Genomic DNA, 16,083 nt, shown 5'->3' with positions numbered 1-16,083 from the left:
GTAAAACGGGGCTTGCAGCGGCGAAAAGCAGCTCTGTTCACAAGGTTATCCACAATTTGTGTGGATAACATTTCAACGGGAGGAATCATGAAGGCACCCTGGAATTTCGCTCGTTTCCTGCCACTGGCCGGGCGCCTGCTGGCACGCGGCCGATTGCCGACCCTGCTGTTCGCGGTCGCCAGCAAAGGCGCGAGCCAGGGCAATCGACTGGGCAAGCTCAAGGACGACTTGAAGCTGTTGCAGGCACTCTGCCTGGCCTACTGGCGGGGTGAGTATCGCGCCATCAGCCCCAAGGCGCTGGTTTCGGTCGTTGCGGGCCTGATGTACTTCCTCAGCCCGGTGGATGCGATTCCGGATTTCATTCCGGTATTCGGCATGCTCGATGACATCGCGGTATTGGCGTGGCTGATGAAAGTACTCGACGACGAACTCAATGCCTTCCGCACCTGGCGCAAACGGCAGGTGCCGGAGAAGCTCGCGGTGGTTGAGCGTCTGCCTGATACCCCCGAGCAACTGCAACTTCAAGGCCCGAAAAAAACCTGAGTCGATTTCGACCTGTTCACAGATTGATACGCCCCCGCGACCTTGGCCGCTGTTAGGATTACACTTCTAAGGAAAAGTGCTGACTCGCTAAGTGTTTTTGTCCTACGGGGTAGTCATGGATATTCAGATAATTACACGCGAAGGCGAGCCCGAATATGCGGTTCTGCCATGGGCTCAGTATCAGGCGTTACTGAAAGCAGCAGGCATCAAGGAGCAAGCATCACCTGAAACCACGAAGTTTCAGGCAGCAGTACCAGACCCGATTCTTCCGGGGCTGGATCAATTACGCATTTTGCGCGAAGGGAAGGGCATCGCCATCGAGGCGCTGGCCCGCACGGTAGGCATCAGCCCGTCTTACCTGGCCATGATCGAAAGTGGCGAGCGTCTGCCCGACGCCGCGATTCGCCGCAGCCTGGCCTGGGAATTGACGGTGCCAGGGTGGAGGGATGAATCGTGAGCGTACGCATCAGTCGTCAACACTGGGACGGATTGCTGGGCGAACTGGATCAGGCGCGGCGCCAGCGCCATTTGTTGACGTATCGGGCATTGCTGGAGCGTTTGCAGCTGCCGACCCCGGCCATGCAGACCCTGACGGCGGCCCTTGAGCATCTGGCGGCCCTGGACGCCAAGGCGGAACAACCCTTGCGCAGTTCTCTGGTGATCAGTCAGGGCGCCAGCCGCTTGCCGCGCACCGGGTTCTTTGAGTGCGTCGAACGCCTCGGGCGTTTTTCCGGGCCGTCGGATGGTGTTGCCGCCGCGTCCTGGCACGCGTCGGAAGTGGTGCGGGTGTTCGAATACGAATACCCGGAATCGGCCGAGGCCTGAGTGTTTTTACAACTCAAGGCACGGGCCGGTTACTGGCTCGCGCGCCGATTGTTCCACTGGTCATGGTTTGTCCGGCAGCCACGAGGCTGGCGCTGGCTCGAGGGCCAGTTCGCCCGCATGGCCAACCTGGGCAATGTCGGCGCCCAGAGCTTCTATGGGCACATCCTGACCTTTCGCGGTGTCGGCCTCGGTGCTCGTGAGGAGGGCGTGCGTTTGTTGCGCCTGGCGGCGTTGGCGGGCGATGGCAAGGCGGCGTATCAAGTGGGCGTGATCAGCCTGGCGGGGACGGCGAGCAAGGCGCCGGATCCGGCTGAAGCGGCGCGGTTCTGGGCGATGGCTGCCAAGGCTGGGCATCCGTTGGCCGAGATCAAGCTCAAAGAGTTGGCGTCTCGCGGTCCTTTGGATAATTAGTGGCTGGTCTGACGCTTTCGCGAGCAGGCTCGCTCCCACAGATGTCGAGTCAAATGTGGGTATTGCGAACGACACCAAATCCTGTGGGAGCGAGCCTGCTCGCGAAGGCGTCAGTTCAATCACCGTTGCCCCACGAACAACTCCGCATCCGACACCCGATGCGCCAGACTATCAATCATATGCACGCTGTACCCCGGCACATTCTTCGCGTGATGCTTGGCCTGTGACGCCATCTCCGCCAACTGGCTCGCATCGAGTTGTGCACAGGCCTGTGGATGCAGATGCACCACCCCGATCGACAGCGACAACAGCGCAAACTCCTGGCGCAAACCCTGGCGATTCGGCGCAATGAAGCAGCCGGCTTCCAGGTGCTCGCTGCGATAGAAGCGCCGGCACTGGCTCTGGAAGTCGTCGAGCAACTGGTTCAAACGTTTGCGCCAGTCTTCCGGGCCGAGCACCAGCAGGAAATCATCACCGCCGATGTGCCCGACAAAGTCGCGGGACGGGTCGATGCGGTCATTCAGGCATTGCGCCAGGCACAGCAGGACTTCGTCGCCGCGGCCATAGCCGTAGATGTCGTTGAAAGGTTTGAAGCTATCAATGTCCACGTAGCAGATCACCGATTCCCGTTGCTGTTGCAGCAGCCGCGTCAGGCATTGCTGGATCGGTACGTTGCCCGGCAGCAAGGTCAGCGGGTTGGCGTAGCGGGCCTGCTGGATCTTCAGTTCGGTAATCAGTTTGAGCACGTCTATTACGCGGCCCAGCCCGAGGTAGTCGCCATTGAGGGTGATGATGAAGTCTTCTTCGATACGCTGGCGGGCACGGCTGGTGATCAGGCGGCTGACTTGTTGCAGCGACTGGCTCAGTTCGACGGCGAGGAAGTCATCGCTCATCAGGCGGCTGATGGGCTTGCGGGCGAACAGGTCGGTGGCAAAGGGCTTGAGCAGGACGTCGGAGAGCGAATGACGATGGACAATGCCGCAAGGCTGGCCCAGTTCATCCACGACCGCCAGCGAGTTCAGGTTGGCCTGGCGGCGAAAGGCTTCGAGCACCGTGGCGGTCGGAGTGTCCCGGTCCACGGCGGGTTGCTCGTTGAGCAGGGCGCTCAGATCGCTGCCGTCTTCGCTCAACGCAACGGCGGTGCTGTCCTGTCGGGGCATCAATGCCCGGGCATCGCGCGGTGGGTGTTCCTGAGGGCGGCAGAGCAGGTAGCCCTGCACCAGGTCCACGCCCATTTCGGTCAGCACCGTGAGCTCTTCGGGTAGCTCGATACCTTCGGCGATGACTTGCGCCCGTGAGGCCTTGGCGATCTGCAGGATCGAGCCGACGAACTCGCGCTTGAGCGCATCCTGATGAATGCCATCGATGAAATGCCGGTCGATTTTCACGTAATCCGGCCGTAGTTCGGACCACAGCCGCAAACTCGAATAACCCGCCCCGAGATCATCCAGCGCAATCGAAAATCCCATCGCCCGATAGTGATGCAGGGCGGTTTGCAGCAGCTGGAAATCTTCCGTCGGCGTCTGTTCCGTGAGCTCGATCACCACCTGACTCGGCGGGATGCCGAAGTCCTGCAGCAATTGCAGGGTGCGCCCCGGTTGATGCGCCGCTTCGAGCAGGGATTCCGGAGAGACGTTAAGGAACAGCAGGCCAGGCAGTTGTTGCTCATTGAAGCGTCGGCAAGCGCTTGCGCGGCAGGCAATTTCCAGTTCGCTCAGGCGTCCGGCCTGGCGGGCGACGGCGAACAGCGCGACAGGAGAGTGCAGAGGGCTGTTGGAGGGGCCGCGACTGAGGGCTTCGTAACCGAGAATGCGCCGTTCGGAGAGGCTGATGATCGGCTGGAACAGGCTGTGCAAACCGCTTTGAGTCAGGATCGAGCTCAATGCACTCAGCTGTTCGGTTGTGGTCATGGCGATCTCTGGCGATAAAAAAAGGACCGGGCGTGCCCTTGGTAAAAGAGCACGCCCAGTCCTTTATTTCACGACAGAATGATGACTGTTTAATGACGCTCCGGGGAGCGTCAGCATTAAATTGCCATCATTGTTGGTAAAAACTCAGTGCTTGGCCACTGCCGTGTTGAGTTTCAGGTAGTCCAGCAGAATCCGCCCGGTTTCGCTCAGGTAGGCATCGTCTTCCGGTTTGGTCTTGGCATCCTCGGCCGCAATGGCGTCCTCGTCTTCTTTCTTCAGCTCTTTGAGCGGTTCTTCGCCCTTGGCCTTGCGACGGATGTTTTCCATGGCCAGCTGTTTGGCTTCGATGTCGGCGTGCTGGGCGCGACGCTCGGATTCATTGAGGCTGACGGTTTTTTCGGCCATCAGCTTCTGTGCCAGGGCCAGCTTGTCGCGGATGAACACGAATTCCGCATCCTTGGCCGTGCGCACGTCATGCTCGGACTTGAGCTGCGAAATGTACGGCTTGAACGGATCCACGGCAGGCTTGATTGCAGCCTTGATGGTGTCCCACGGCATGGCTTCCGGCAGGGCGCTTTCACCAATTTCCTTGGTGTCGATGATCGACGGGTAATCGATGTCCGGCAGGACGCCCTGATGCTGGGTGCTCTGCCCGGAAACCCGGTAGAACTTGGCCAGGGTCAGTTTCAGTTCGCCATGGTTGAGCGGCTGAATGGTTTGCACGGTGCCTTTGCCGAAAGTCTGGCCGCCGATGATCAGTGCGCGGTGGTAGTCCTGCATGGCGCCGGCAAAGATCTCCGAAGCCGAGGCGGACAGGCGGTTGACCAGCAACGCCATCGGGCCTTTGTAGAACGCGCCCGGGTTTTCATCTTCCAGCACATCGACACGGCCATCGGCATTGCGCACGAGCACGGTCGGGCCTTTGTCGATGAACAGGCTGGTCAGCTCGGTAGCTTCCTGCAAGGAGCCGCCGCCGTTGTTGCGCAGGTCGATGACCACGCCATCGACTTTCTCTTTCTGCAACTCGGTCAGCAGTTTCTTGACGTCGCGGGTGGTGCTCTTGTAGTCCGGATCGCCAGCGCGGAAGGCCTTGAAGTCCAGGTAGAACGCCGGGATTTCGATGATGCCGAGCTTGTAGTCCTTGCCGTCCTGCTTCAGGTTCAGCACCGACTTTTTCACGGCCTGGTCTTCGAGTTTCACCGCTTCACGGGTGATCGGCACGATCTTGCTGGTCTGGTCGTTCGGCGCATTGCTGGCCGGAATCACTTCCAGACGCACCACGGTGCCTTTCGGACCACGGATCAGCTTGACCACTTCATCCAGGCGCCAGCCCACCACGTCGACCATCTCTTTGTTGCCCTGGGCCACGCCGATGATCTTGTCGGCCGGTGCAACCAGCTTGGTCTTGTCCGCCGGACCTGCCGGCACCAGGCGAACGACTTTCACCTGGTCGTTATCGCTCTGCAACACGGCACCGATACCTTCGAGGGACAGGCTCATGTTGATGTCGAAGTTCTCCGCGTTATCCGGCGACAGATAATTGGTGTGCGGGTCGTAGGACATGGCGAAGGTGTTGATGTACGCCTGGAAGATGTCTTCGGCACGGGTCTGGTCCAGGCGCGCCAGCTGGTTCTTGTAGCGCTTGGTCAGGGTTTCCTGGATCTGCTTGGGCTCTTTGCCGGCGATCTTCATCCGCAGCACTTCATCCTTGACGCGTTTGCGCCACAGGTCGTCGAGTTCTGCGGTGGATTTGAGCCAAGGGGCGTCCTTGCGGTCGATCAGCAAGGTTTCCTTGGTGGTGAAATCAATCTTGTCGACGCCTTTGCCAAGCTCCGCAAGGGCGAAGTCCAGACGCGCCTTTACGCGGTCCAGGTAGCGCTTGTAGATGGTGAACCCGGCGTTCAGGTCGCCGCTCTTGAGGAAGTCGTCGAACTGCGTCTTCCACTTGTCGAATTCGGCAATGTCGCTGGCCATGAAGTAGCTGCGCGACGGATCCAGCAGCTTGAGGTAGCTGTCGTAGATGATCACCGAGCGCGCGTCATCGAGTGGCGGCTTGCTGTAGTGGTGGCGCTTGAGCAACTCCACGACGTTCAGACTGGCGATCACTTCGTCACGATCGGGTTGAAGCTTGTCCCAGCTATTGGCTGCGAATGTATTGCTCGACAACGGCAGCAAGCCGATACCGATGAATAAGGCGAGGGCAGTGCTGGGGAACAGATGCTTCATGCTGATTCGACGCGGGGACAATTGATAACGCATATTAGGCCGTCTTTGAAGTCGCCGGTTCTTTGGGAGCCGGTCGCATAATGCAAAAAGCCCGGCGCTATAGCTTCGGGCTCAGTCCAGACTCACTATGGAGGCACTGTGAAAGCATTGCAAGGCGTTGACGGTCAAGTGGTATGGGTTGATGAGCCGAGTCCTGCATGTGATGTAGGACAAGTTCGTATTCGAGTGGCGGCATCGGGCCTCAATCGCGCCGATTTGTTGCAGAAAGCCGGCCTGTATCCGCCACCGCCCGGGGCCAGCCAGGTGCTCGGTCTAGAGTGCTCCGGCGTGATCAGCGAGGTCGGCGCCGGGTCCTCCTGGAAGGTCGGTGATCGGGTTTGCGCCTTGCTGGCCGGGGGCGGGATGGCCGAGGAGGTGGTTGTCGACGGGCGGCATGTATTGCCGGTCCCTGACGCAATGTCACTGGTCGAAGCGGCGGCATTGCCCGAAGTTTATGCAACAGTCTGGCTGAATCTGTTTCAGCTGGCGGCGCTCAAGCCGGGTCAGAAAGTGCTACTGCATGCCGGGGCAAGTGGAATCGGTTCAGCGGCCATTCAGCTGTGCAAGGCCTTCGGTAACCCGTGTTGGGTCAGCGTCGGCTCCGCCGAACGACTGGCGTACTGCGAAGCGCTCGGCGCCCAGGGCGGCGTGGTGCGTAACGGTGATCTGGAGAGCCTGCGGGACCTGGGGCCGTTCGACGTGATTCTCGACCCGGTGGGCGGCCATTACGCGGCGTTGAACCTCAAGCTGCTCGCGCAGGATGGCCGTTGGGTGTTGATCGGGCTGATGGGCGGGCGCGAGGCCAAGCTGGACCTGGCCCAGGTGCTGGCCAAGCGCGTGCAGTTGCTGGGTTCGACGTTGCGCAGCCGTGATGATCAGTTCAAGGCCGATCTGTTCAGCGACCTGAGCCAGCATGTGTGGCCGTTGTTCGCCGAAGGGCGCTTGAGCCCGCAACTGGCCAGGACATTCCCGATCAAGGATGCCGAGGCGGCGTTTGCCGAGTTGGCGAGTAATACCGTGGCGGGGAAGGTGGTGCTGGTGATTGACGAAAGCCTCACCTGAGAACACGGAACCTGTAGGAGCGAGCCTGCTCGCGATGGTCGTGAACGATAACGCGTGTTACCTGATAACCAGCGTCGTCTTCAAGTTCATCGCGAGCAAGCTCGCTCCTACAGGGGATCCGGGTTATTTCCAGTCATGGATCGGCCAGCCGGCTTTTTCGGCCTGCTCGCGCAGCACCGGATCCGGGTTGACCACGTGGGGGAAGTCCACCTTCAGCAACAGCGGCAGGTCGTTGCGTGAGTCGGAATAGAAACTCGCGCCTTCGAGGTTTTCCTCTTCCGCATCCAGCCATTCCAGCAAACGGGTGATCTTGCCTTCGCGGTAGGTCAGGGTGCCGACGGTATGGCCGGTGTAAACGCCGTGGGCCACTTCCAGTTCAATGCCGAGAATCTCGTCGATGCCCAGGCGCTCGGCTATGGGGCCGACCAGATGGGTGCCCGAGGCCGAGATCACCAGGATGCGGTCGCCGGCCTTGCGATGCGCCGCGATGGTTTTGGTGGCGTCGCTGAAAATGATTGGCTCGATATAGTCTTCCACCCAGGGGCCGACCAGATGCTCGACCTCTTGCGGCGTGCGGCCGATCATCGGCTCCAGGCTGAAGGTCATGTAGTCTTCCATGCGCAGTTTGCCGTGGCTGTAGGCGTCCATCAGCTCGTTGTTCTGCCGCATGAACGACTCGGGATCGACCCAGCCCAGTCGCCCCATCTGCTCGCTCCAGAGGGTGGCGCAGTCGCCGTGGATCAAGGTTTCGTCCAGATCAAAAATTGCCAGGGCCATCAGTGCAGTTCTCTCTTCAGCATAAGCAAAGGCATCAGGCTACCTCACACAGGGCCGTCGGATCGATGGAAAGCGCCAGGCGCTGACCATCGGGGTGCAGATCGGCGCCCGAGCGGTTGAGCACGTCCACCACCAATTCCACGCCCCGGGCTTCGATCCGGTAGCGAATCACGTTGCCCAGCAGGCTGTGGCTGCGCACCTGCGCGTCCAGCTCGCCATTGAGGCTCAGTTCGATGGCCTCCGGGCGAATGGCGATGCGATGGTTGACCGGCCGTTGCAACAGCTTCGAGGCCGCGGCGGCGTCCAGCAGGTTGTAGTTGCCGATGAACCCGGCGGCGAACACATCCACGGGCGCGGTATAGAGGGTTTCGGCGTCGCCGCTTTGTACGATTTTTCCCTGATTCATCAGGAAAATCCGGTCAGACATGGTCAGGGCTTCTTCCTGATCGTGTGTGACGAAAATCGTGGTCAGGCCCAGTTCGCGCTGGATCTGACGGATCTGTTCGCGCAAGTGCTTGCGAATCCGTGCATCGAGGGCTGACAACGGTTCGTCCAGCAACAACAGGCGTGGCCGGGTGACCAGCGAACGGGCGAGGGCGACACGCTGGCATTGGCCACCGGACAGCTGATGCGGATAGCGGGCGGCAAAATCCTGCAGCTCCACCAGTTTCAGCACTTCGGCGACGCGCTTCTGGCTGTCGTCGGCGTTGACCTTCTGCATGCGCAAACCGAAGGCGACGTTCTGCTCGACGGTCATGTTGGGGAACAGCGCATAACTCTGGAACACCATGCCGATCCCGCGTTTCTGCGGGCTCAATGGCACGATATCGACGCCATCGAGCAGGATCTTGCCGCCATCCACCGGGGTCAGCCCGGCGATGCAGCGCAGCAGCGTGGATTTGCCGCAACCGGACGGGCCGAGCAGGGTGACGAATTCGCCTTTCTGGATTTCGCAGTTGATGTCGCTGAACACCGTGGTGCCCGCGTAATTTTTTTGCAGGTGTTGGACGCTGACATAGCTCATTCGCTTTTGTCCTTGTTCAAGATATTGGCCGCCCAGGTCAGAACCAGCACGAAGAAGAAGTAGGAAATCACCAGCGCACTGGTGAAGTGGCCGCTGCTGTTGCGCATGTTATTGAGGTAGACCTGCAGGGTTTCGTACCGGGTGCCGACGAGGATGTTGGCGAATACAAACTCACCGAACAGGAACGAAAACGACAACAGCAACGCCACCATCAGGCCTTTGCGCAGGTTCGGCAGCACCACCAGGATCGCCGCTTGCCAGGTGCTGGCACCGAGCAATTGGGAGGCGTCCATCAGGTCACGCAGGTTGATCGCCTGCAGGTTGTTGGTGATTGCCCGATACATGAACGGCAGCGCCACGGTGAAGTAGCAACCGATCAGGATCCACGGCGTGCCGACCATGGCGAACGGTCCGGAACCGTAGAGCTGCAACAGCCCCACCGATGACACTACCGGCGGCACGGCGAAGGGCAGCAGGATCAGGATGTTCATCAGCGCATCAAGTTTGGGGAAGTGGTAATGCACCACGAACAGCAGCGGCAGAATCAGCACCACCGACAGAATCAGCGCGCCAACGCACACCAGCAGTGACTGGCTGAAAGCACTCAGAAAACGCGGATCGCTCCACAACTGCACGTACCATTTGATGCTGAATCCGCTGGGCAGGATGGTGGCCGACCAACTGCTGGATATCGAATAGATAAAGGTGCCGAGCAGCGGCAACAACAGAATGGCAAACAGCAGGTAGACCACTACCCGATGATAGATACCGGCGGGACCCAATTCAGCGCGAGACATGGTAGCTCCTCTTCAACAGCAGCTGATGCACGATGGTCACCAGGGTCATCAACGCCACCAGCACCACGGCCAGGGCGCTGGCCAGGTTCGGGTCCAGGGAAATATCGCCCGAGACCATCGCCGCGATGCGGATCGGCATCACGTTGAAGTTGCCGGTGGTCAGGGCGTACACCGTGGCGTAGGCGCCGAGGGCATTGGCCAGCAGGATCACGAAGGTACCGAGCAGTGCCGGGGTCAGCACCGGCAGGCCGATGTGGCGCCAGAACTGCCAGCCGTTCGCGCCGAGCAGCGCGGCGGACTCGCGCCAGTCTTCGCGCAAGGCGTCAAAGGCCGGGTAGAGCAGCAGCACGCCAAGGGGAATCTGGAAGTAGGTGTAGAGAATGATCACCCCGGTTTTCGAATACAGGTTGAAGTCCTGGATGATGCCGGCCTGCTTGAGCATGATGGTGAAGCTGCCGTTGAAACCCAGCAGGATAATGAACGCGAAGGCCAGGGGTACGCCGGCGAAGTTGCTGGTCATGTTGGCGAAGGCGTTGACGAAATTACGCAGTTTCGAGTCGACCCGGCGCAAGGAATAGGCCCCGAGCACGGCGATGATGATCCCGAACACGCTGGACCAGAAACTGATCTCGAGGCTGTACTGGATCGCCTGCATATAGAACTTCGAATTGAAGATCCTGGTGAAATTGGCGATACCCCAGCCAAATTCTTCCGATTCCAGGCTGTTGATCATCACCCATACCAGCGGGGCGATTTCGAACACGATAAAGAACAGGGCGAAGGGCACCAGACACAAGGCTGCCAGCCATTTGCCGCGCGTCATGGAGTTCACTTGAGTAACTCCCGGCACACGGCTTTGTCGTGGGGCACGCCCAGCAGTTCGCAGACGGTGCCGCAGATGTCGGTCTGTTTTGGCGCGGCTTTGGTGTTGAAGCTGAACGCATCACCGAGAACGAACAGCGGTACTTCACGTTCTTCGGGCAGCAGGCCGTTGTGCGAGCGGTCGTTGTTCATGCCGTGGTCGGCGGTGACCAGCACCTGATAACCGGCATCGAGCCAGCCTTGCAGGTAGTCGGCCAGGATGATGTCGGCCGAACGGGCGCTGTTGCGGTACTGCGGGGTGTCGAGGCCGTGCTTGTGCCCGGCGTCGTCAATGTTCATCGGGTGGATCAACAGGAAGTTCGGCGCATGGCGCTGGCGCAGGCTTTCGGCGTCGGCGAACAGGTGCGAATCGGGGTAGTGGTCGTTCCAGTAGAAATGCCCGTGCTGGATCGGCAGTTGCGGGTCATCGGTGTGGCGATCCCGGGCCGCCACGAAGGGCGAACGGTTGTACAGTTCGCTGACCCAGTGATAGGCCGCCGCAGCAGTGACAAGACCGGCGTCGCTGGCGTAGTGATAGATGCTGCGCTGGTTGGACAGGCGCGAGACGTTGTTGTGGACGATGCCGCTGTCGATGGGCGCAACGCCGGTCAGGATGCATTCGTACAGCGGGCGGGAAAGGGCCGGTAACGCACACTCCAGTTTGTAGAGTGCTGCGCGTCCTGCGCCGACGTAAGCCTGCAGGTGCCCCATGGCGTGCCGGGCGACTTCGTAGTTGAGGCCGTCGAGCACGACAAGGATGACGTTGTGTTTCATAGGGGCTGGAGCTCCGCAAAACAGGAATTCGGAAATCTCGAAATCAACATGGTCCCTTGTAGGAGCGAGCTTGCTCGCGATGAGGGACTTCCATTCAACATCAATGCTGAAGGTCAGGTCGCTATCGCGAGCAGGCTCGCTCCCACAGGGATCTACAGCATTACTTCATTTCAACAATGACTTCTTCGTTCCACTTCTGAGGCAGGGCCTTGGAAGTCTTTTCCCACGCATCCGCGTCCTTGATCGGCGTGACTTTCTTGTACTGCTCATTAGGCAGCAGCTTGGCCTGCACTTCGGCTGGCAGGGTCAGGTGCTCGGCACGGATCGGACGGGCGTTGCCCTTGGCCAGGTTGATCTGGCCGGCGTCGCTGAAGATGTATTCGCGGGTCAGCTTGGCGGCGTTCGGGTTCTTCGCGTACTTGTTGATGATGGTGGTGTAGCCGGAAATCACCGAGCCGTCGGACGGGATCAGCACCACGTAGTCATCCGGGTTGGCCATCTTGGCCCTGTAGCTCAAGCCGTTGAAGTCCCAGACCACGCCGACTTCGATCTCGCCTTTTTCCATGGTGGCGATGGTCGGGTTGGCCATCGACAGGCGACCTTGCTTGGCGATGTCGGCGAACAGTTTCAGGGCAGGTTCGAGGTTTTTCTCGTCGCCACCGTTGGCCAGTGCCGCGGCCAGTACGCCGTTGGCGGCCTGGGCTGCGGTGCTCACGTCACCAATGGAGACCTTGTATTTGCCGCCCTTGAGGTCAGCCCACTTGGTTGGGGCTTCGGAACCGTGCAGCAACTTCTTGTTGACGATGAACGCGATGGTGCCGGTGTAGGCCAGGGCCCAGTGACCGTCTTTGTCTTTAGCCCAGGTCGGTACCTGGTCCCAGGTGGATGGCTTGTAGGGCTGGGTAACGTTCTGCTTGACCGCGATCGGGCCGAACGCTGCACCGACGTCGCCGATGTCGGCGCTGGCGTTGTCTTTTTCAGCGGCGAACTTGGCGATTTCCTGGGCCGAGCTCATGTCGGTGTCGATGTGTTTCAGGCCATAGGTCTTGGCCAGGTCTTCCCAAGTGCCTTTCCAGTTGGCCCAGTCATCGGGCATGCCGACGCTGTTGACGGCGCCTTCCGCTTTCGCAGCGGCTTCCAGGGTTTTCAAATCATCAGCTGCCATGGCGGCGGTGCACATGGCAATGGTCGAGCCTAACAGTGATGCCAGGAAAAACTGTTTCATTCCGAAGCTCCTTGGGTCGTGTTCAACGCTGCGATTGCGGTTTGTGTTGGTCTAGGTCAGCAATACCTGAGCCAATTTAAGGGGGCTGGATGACACTTTGATGTCGCTCGTCGCCTTGCATGACTTTTTGTTCAGCGGTATCGCCACTGGCCTGCTAAGCGTAGACCATGGGCAAGGCCCCGGCTGGCAAGGGACTTGGCCGATGAATTGCAGGTTCTTGCAGGCAGCGAATGGCGACCGTTGGGCAGCTTTGTCACATCTCGGTCATCTGCACTGCCTACGCTTGCAGACTATTGAATGAGCCGGTTTGCGCTGCGGTTCTGCCCTGAATTGGTGCTGGTCTAGTCCAGATAGGAAACGTTGATGCGTGACGAGGCAACAAAAGCGGTAACCGCCATCGGCCAGGTGCTTCAGGAACAGATCGATCACGGTCTGTTGGCTCCCGGCAGCAAACTGCCGGCCGAGCGCAAGCTCAGTGAATTGTTCGGCACCACGCGGATCACTTTGCGTGAGGCGTTGTTGCAGTTGGAGTCACAAGGGCAGATCTACCGCGAGGAACGCCGCGGCTGGTTCGTCTCGCCGCCGCGCCTGGCGTACAACCTGATGCAGCGCAGCCACTTTCACGCGATGGTCAGCGCCCAGGGGCGGGTGCCGTCCACCGAAGTCATTTCGGCACGCTTGCAACCGGCATCGGCGGCGGTCTGCGCCTGGTTGCAACTGCCAGCACTGTCGAGCGTGATCCAGATCTGCCGCGCTCGGCGGATCGACGGGCGATTGGTGCTGTATGTGGAGCATTATCTGAACCCGCAGTATTTCCCCGGGATCCTCGATTTCGATTTGAATCAGTCAATCACCGAGTTGTATGCGCGGCATTACGATTTGCACTACGGGCGGGTGCGTTTCGAGATTGTGCCCACGGCGTTGTCGGTGGACGCGGCGGCGGCGTTGAAGGTGTCGGCGGGCAGCCCGGGCTTGCAGATTGCCCGGGTCAACTATGACCAGCATGAACGCTTGATCGACTGCGACCTGGAGTTCTGGCGACATGATGCGATTCATGTCGGGGTGGATGTGGTGTAAGAAGGATCTCTTCGCGAGCAGGCTCGCTCCCACATTTGATCTGTGCCGTTCACAAAACCATTGTGGGAGCGAGCCTGCTCGCGAAAACGGTCGAATGCCCAACCCATCAATCAGACGGATAAATCATTCTGCGGGCCACCACCGGCGGTGATGACTTGTACGCTCATTCTTGGTGTCGCCAGGTCCAGCCCGGCTTCATCCATGTGCCGCTTGAGCGACAGGTTGAAGGCTCGCGACACTTCCCACTGCTTGATTGGCGCAGTCTTGAAGCGGGCGCGCAGGATCGCGTTGCCCGACTCGAAGCTTTCCACCCCCTGAAACTCCAGTGGCGACCAGATATTGCGCCGTTGCAGCGGGTCGGTGCGCATTTTCTGGCCGACTTCGCGCATCAGTTTGATTGCATTGTCGATGTCCATGCTGGCCGGCACCGCGACCCGGAAGATCGCGTAGCCGAATTCCCGGGAGTAGTTCTTGATGCTTTTTATTTCGCTGAACGGAATGGTGTGGACGATGCCATCGATGTCCCGCAGGCGCACGGTGCGGATGGTCAGGCCTTCGACGGTGCCGAGGTGGCCGCCGACATCCACGTAGTCATCGATGGCCAGGGAGTCTTCGATGATGATGAACAACCCGGTAATCAGGTCGGCTACCAGCGACTGTGCACCAAAGCCGATGGCCAGGCCGATCACGCCGGCACCGGCCAGCAGTGGCGTGACGTTCATGCCCATGTTCGCCAGGGCAACGATCAGCGCGACGATGAAAATGGCCACGAACAGCACGTTGCGGATCAGCGGCATCATCGTCTGGGCGCGGGCGTTGGCCAGGCCTTTGCGTGAGCGGGTCAACGCGTGATGCACGGCGGTGTCGCTGAGAATCCAGATCAGCCAGGCAAACAGCAGTGTGCCGGCGAGGCTGAACAGCTTGACGCTGACTTCATGGCCGTCGCCTTCGGTAAAGCGGATCAACGACATGCCCCAGACCCGCAGGCCGAGTTCGATGAAGGCCAGCCATACCAGCAGGTGGACGATGGTGTAGAAGAAGTTTTTCAGCCGTTCCGAATACACCGCGTAGCGCCGGATGCCGTGCTGCGGCTTGAGGGCGTGGCGGCGTACCAGGCCGTTGATGACCATGCACAACACCAGCAAAACGGTGCAGATCAGCGACTGGCGCAGGGCGGTGCTGGTGTCGCCGGCGGAAATGAACGTCGCGAACAGCGAGATGGCCACCAGCACCAGCGCCGGCACGTACCAGAAGGTGCCGAGAATCGACAAGGTGTCGTTGAGGGCGCGCCGGGTCAGGCGTCGGGACAGCGGCTGGTTGCGGATCAGGTGGGCGATCGGCCGGCGAAAACGCAGGATGAACCGCCCCGTCGAAAGCGCTGCCAGGACATTGGCGACGGTCGCGGCGGTATGGGCCAGATGGCTGCCGAGGCTGTCGACCAGTTGCGGATCGCTCAGCGCTTCGCCAAACGCGGCAAAGCTGCCGATCAGCCACAGTGGCCGGAACGCCTGGTGCCGCAGGATGTACAAGGCGCGGTGGCGGTGCGGGCCGTCGAGCAGGGAAAAGGCAATCACGCAGATGGCCGAGAAGCAGGTGCCGACCACCAACGCATAGGCCAGAACCATGGCCAGGCTTTTGCCCAGGGACGAGGGCAGGGCGTAGCTCATGTAGACCGTGATCACCAGGGCGATCAGCCATGGCCCGAGCTTGCGCAAGGCGAAGCGCAACATGTCGAGGGCCCGGGGGTGCTGCGGCAGTTCTTCGGGCAGGCCGAAGCGCATCCGCACGCGGTGACTGATCCAGATCAGGGCGGCGGCCAGCAGGCTCCAGACCACCAGGATCATCGCGAAGGCAAACAGCATCGGCAGCCATTCATTGGCCGGCAACGCCAGCGCCACCAGTTCTTCCCTGGCCTGATCGAACTCACTGGACCAGCGCGTGAGCGGACTGTCGTCGCCGGATAACTTCTTCTCGATATTGGTCAGGGTTCCGCCGATCAGGCCCAGCACGCCTTCTTCGGTCGTCGGCTGGGCCTTTTTGGTGGCGTCACGGAGCTTTTTCAGGTCGGCCAGCAATTTGGTGCGTTGCTGATCGTTTTCCAGCGACTTGATCACTTCGTCCAGGGATTGCCCCAGCGGCTCCTGTGCTTCGGGCTGGGGCTTGGCCTGGCTGCCGAGCAGGCTGGGCAGGCCGGCCGCCTGGGCAGGCGCCACCGACAGCAGTGTCATCAGGCAGACGAGGAAAATACACGGGAGGGCAAAAAGACGAGCGAACACTAGGCGGTCAACCTCGCAAGGAGCGGATCGACCGAGTGTACGAGCCCGTCAAAATCAATGCGAGCCAAGGGCGATGAATTATTCGTTGAGTTTGGCGAGGATCTTGAAGATCACAGTCGCGAGGATGGTCAGCATGCCGATCCACATGACAAACACACCGGCATTTTTATCGCGAAAGTTGAAGCCGATGGCGAGCATGAGCATCCCGGCAAGAATCGGGATGAGCATGGCGTGAAAGGTGGACATCGAGATCATG

16 protein-coding genes are annotated in these 16,083 nt (G+C 60.2%); 6 read left to right on the top strand and 10 right to left on the bottom strand.

Annotated features, from left to right (window positions below):
• The first annotated feature begins 87 nt into the window (after positions 1-87).
• The 4 genes from ACLD1X_RS16530 (at position 88) to ACLD1X_RS16515 (ending at position 1,779) form a co-directional block, all read left to right on the top strand.
• On the top strand, positions 88-543 hold the full coding sequence (locus ACLD1X_RS16530) for a YkvA family protein (protein ID WP_429369394.1): 456 nt from the start codon (positions 88-90) through the stop codon (positions 541-543).
• A 115-nt stretch (positions 544-658) separates the two neighbouring features.
• A complete protein-coding gene (locus ACLD1X_RS16525; protein WP_429369392.1) occupies positions 659-1,000 on the top strand; it encodes a helix-turn-helix domain-containing protein in 342 nt (113 codons plus the stop codon).
• Positions 997-1,368, top strand: a complete 372-nt coding sequence (locus ACLD1X_RS16520; protein WP_003223109.1) for a hypothetical protein — start codon at positions 997-999, stop codon at positions 1,366-1,368. The genes ACLD1X_RS16525 and ACLD1X_RS16520 overlap by 4 nt, the downstream gene beginning before the upstream one ends.
• Positions 1,369-1,779: a sel1 repeat family protein gene (locus tag ACLD1X_RS16515; protein WP_429369390.1), complete on the top strand. Its 411-nt coding sequence runs from the start codon at positions 1,369-1,371 to the stop codon at positions 1,777-1,779.
• 119 nt (positions 1,780-1,898) lie between these two features.
• On the opposite strand, the gene ACLD1X_RS16510 is transcribed toward ACLD1X_RS16515, so the two are convergent.
• Complete coding sequence (locus ACLD1X_RS16510) at positions 1,899-3,689, bottom strand: bifunctional diguanylate cyclase/phosphodiesterase (protein ID WP_429369388.1); 1,791 nt, start codon at positions 3,687-3,689, stop codon at positions 1,899-1,901.
• 144 nt (positions 3,690-3,833) lie between these two features.
• Positions 3,834-5,915 carry a carboxy terminal-processing peptidase gene (locus ACLD1X_RS16505; RefSeq protein WP_429369386.1) on the bottom strand — a complete coding sequence of 694 codons (2,082 nt, stop codon included), beginning with the start codon at positions 5,913-5,915 and terminating at the stop codon, positions 3,834-3,836.
• A gap of 138 nt (positions 5,916-6,053) precedes the next feature.
• On the opposite strand from ACLD1X_RS16505, the gene ACLD1X_RS16500 reads away from it, so the two are divergent.
• Positions 6,054-7,016 (top strand): NAD(P)H-quinone oxidoreductase, encoded by a 963-nt coding sequence (locus ACLD1X_RS16500; RefSeq protein WP_429369384.1) that lies wholly within the window; start codon positions 6,054-6,056, stop codon positions 7,014-7,016.
• A 123-nt stretch (positions 7,017-7,139) separates the two neighbouring features.
• Here ACLD1X_RS16500 and ACLD1X_RS16495 read toward each other — a convergent pair whose 3' ends face one another.
• The 6 genes from ACLD1X_RS16495 to ACLD1X_RS16470 all read right to left on the bottom strand — a co-directional run bounded on the left by ACLD1X_RS16495 (position 7,140) and on the right by ACLD1X_RS16470 (position 12,474).
• Complete coding sequence (locus ACLD1X_RS16495; protein WP_429369382.1) at positions 7,140-7,793, bottom strand: HAD family hydrolase; 654 nt, start codon at positions 7,791-7,793, stop codon at positions 7,140-7,142.
• A gap of 34 nt (positions 7,794-7,827) precedes the next feature.
• Positions 7,828-8,817, bottom strand: a complete 990-nt coding sequence (locus ACLD1X_RS16490) for an ABC transporter ATP-binding protein (protein ID WP_429369380.1) — start codon at positions 8,815-8,817, stop codon at positions 7,828-7,830.
• Positions 8,814-9,614, bottom strand: coding sequence for an ABC transporter permease (locus tag ACLD1X_RS16485; RefSeq protein WP_429369378.1), 801 nt, complete (start codon positions 9,612-9,614; stop codon positions 8,814-8,816). The genes ACLD1X_RS16490 and ACLD1X_RS16485 overlap by 4 nt, the downstream gene beginning before the upstream one ends.
• Positions 9,601-10,437, bottom strand: coding sequence for an ABC transporter permease (locus ACLD1X_RS16480; protein ID WP_429369439.1), 837 nt, complete (start codon positions 10,435-10,437; stop codon positions 9,601-9,603). The genes ACLD1X_RS16485 and ACLD1X_RS16480 overlap by 14 nt, the downstream gene beginning before the upstream one ends.
• A 5-nt stretch (positions 10,438-10,442) precedes the next feature.
• A complete protein-coding gene (locus tag ACLD1X_RS16475) occupies positions 10,443-11,249 on the bottom strand; it encodes an alkaline phosphatase family protein (protein ID WP_429369376.1) in 807 nt (268 codons plus the stop codon).
• A 160-nt stretch (positions 11,250-11,409) separates the two neighbouring features.
• A complete protein-coding gene (locus ACLD1X_RS16470; protein ID WP_429369374.1) occupies positions 11,410-12,474 on the bottom strand; it encodes an ABC transporter substrate-binding protein in 1,065 nt (354 codons plus the stop codon).
• A 363-nt stretch (positions 12,475-12,837) separates the two neighbouring features.
• Between ACLD1X_RS16470 and ACLD1X_RS16465 the strand changes: the two genes are divergently transcribed.
• The gene (locus tag ACLD1X_RS16465) at positions 12,838-13,551 is read left to right on the top strand and encodes a UTRA domain-containing protein (RefSeq protein WP_429369372.1); all 714 of its coding nucleotides are present in this window, start codon (positions 12,838-12,840) and stop codon (positions 13,549-13,551) included.
• 110 nt (positions 13,552-13,661) lie between these two features.
• On the opposite strand, the gene ACLD1X_RS16460 is transcribed toward ACLD1X_RS16465, so the two are convergent.
• Together ACLD1X_RS16460 and ACLD1X_RS16455 are read right to left on the bottom strand one after the other, a co-directional pair.
• The gene (locus ACLD1X_RS16460; RefSeq protein ID WP_429369370.1) at positions 13,662-15,779 is read right to left on the bottom strand and encodes a mechanosensitive ion channel family protein; all 2,118 of its coding nucleotides are present in this window, start codon (positions 15,777-15,779) and stop codon (positions 13,662-13,664) included.
• Positions 15,780-15,905: 126 nt separating this feature from the next.
• Positions 15,906-16,082, bottom strand: a complete 177-nt coding sequence (locus ACLD1X_RS16455) for a hypothetical protein (RefSeq protein ID WP_429369368.1) — start codon at positions 16,080-16,082, stop codon at positions 15,906-15,908.
• Position 16,083: the final 1 nt, after the last annotated feature.

Origin of the sequence: Pseudomonas sp. 18173, from assembly GCF_050432945.1 — a bacterium.
GTDB lineage: Bacteria > Pseudomonadota > Gammaproteobacteria > Pseudomonadales > Pseudomonadaceae > Aquipseudomonas.
Note: the sequence above shows the minus strand (reverse complement) of the source record. Positions and strands in the feature narration are given on the sequence as shown.

Coding starts and splice junctions, on each gene's coding strand:
- ACLD1X_RS16530 (WP_429369394.1), top strand. CDS start 88: ATGAAGGCACCCTGGAATTTCGCTCGTTTCCTGCCACTGGCCGGGCGC.
- ACLD1X_RS16525 (WP_429369392.1), top strand. CDS start 659: ATGGATATTCAGATAATTACACGCGAAGGCGAGCCCGAATATGCGGTT.
- ACLD1X_RS16510 (WP_429369388.1), bottom strand. CDS start 3,689: ATGACCACAACCGAACAGCTGAGTGCATTGAGCTCGATCCTGACTCAA.
- ACLD1X_RS16505 (WP_429369386.1), bottom strand. CDS start 5,915: ATGAAGCATCTGTTCCCCAGCACTGCCCTCGCCTTATTCATCGGTATC.
- ACLD1X_RS16495 (WP_429369382.1), bottom strand. CDS start 7,793: ATGGCCCTGGCAATTTTTGATCTGGACGAAACCTTGATCCACGGCGAC.
- ACLD1X_RS16490 (WP_429369380.1), bottom strand. CDS start 8,817: ATGAGCTATGTCAGCGTCCAACACCTGCAAAAAAATTACGCGGGCACC.
- ACLD1X_RS16485 (WP_429369378.1), bottom strand. CDS start 9,614: ATGTCTCGCGCTGAATTGGGTCCCGCCGGTATCTATCATCGGGTAGTG.
- ACLD1X_RS16480 (WP_429369439.1), bottom strand. CDS start 10,437: ATGACGCGCGGCAAATGGCTGGCAGCCTTGTGTCTGGTGCCCTTCGCC.
- ACLD1X_RS16475 (WP_429369376.1), bottom strand. CDS start 11,249: ATGAAACACAACGTCATCCTTGTCGTGCTCGACGGCCTCAACTACGAA.
- ACLD1X_RS16470 (WP_429369374.1), bottom strand. CDS start 12,474: ATGAAACAGTTTTTCCTGGCATCACTGTTAGGCTCGACCATTGCCATG.
- ACLD1X_RS16465 (WP_429369372.1), top strand. CDS start 12,838: ATGCGTGACGAGGCAACAAAAGCGGTAACCGCCATCGGCCAGGTGCTT.
- ACLD1X_RS16460 (WP_429369370.1), bottom strand. CDS start 15,779: ATGACACTGCTGTCGGTGGCGCCTGCCCAGGCGGCCGGCCTGCCCAGC.
- ACLD1X_RS16455 (WP_429369368.1), bottom strand. CDS start 16,082: ATGATCTCGATGTCCACCTTTCACGCCATGCTCATCCCGATTCTTGCC.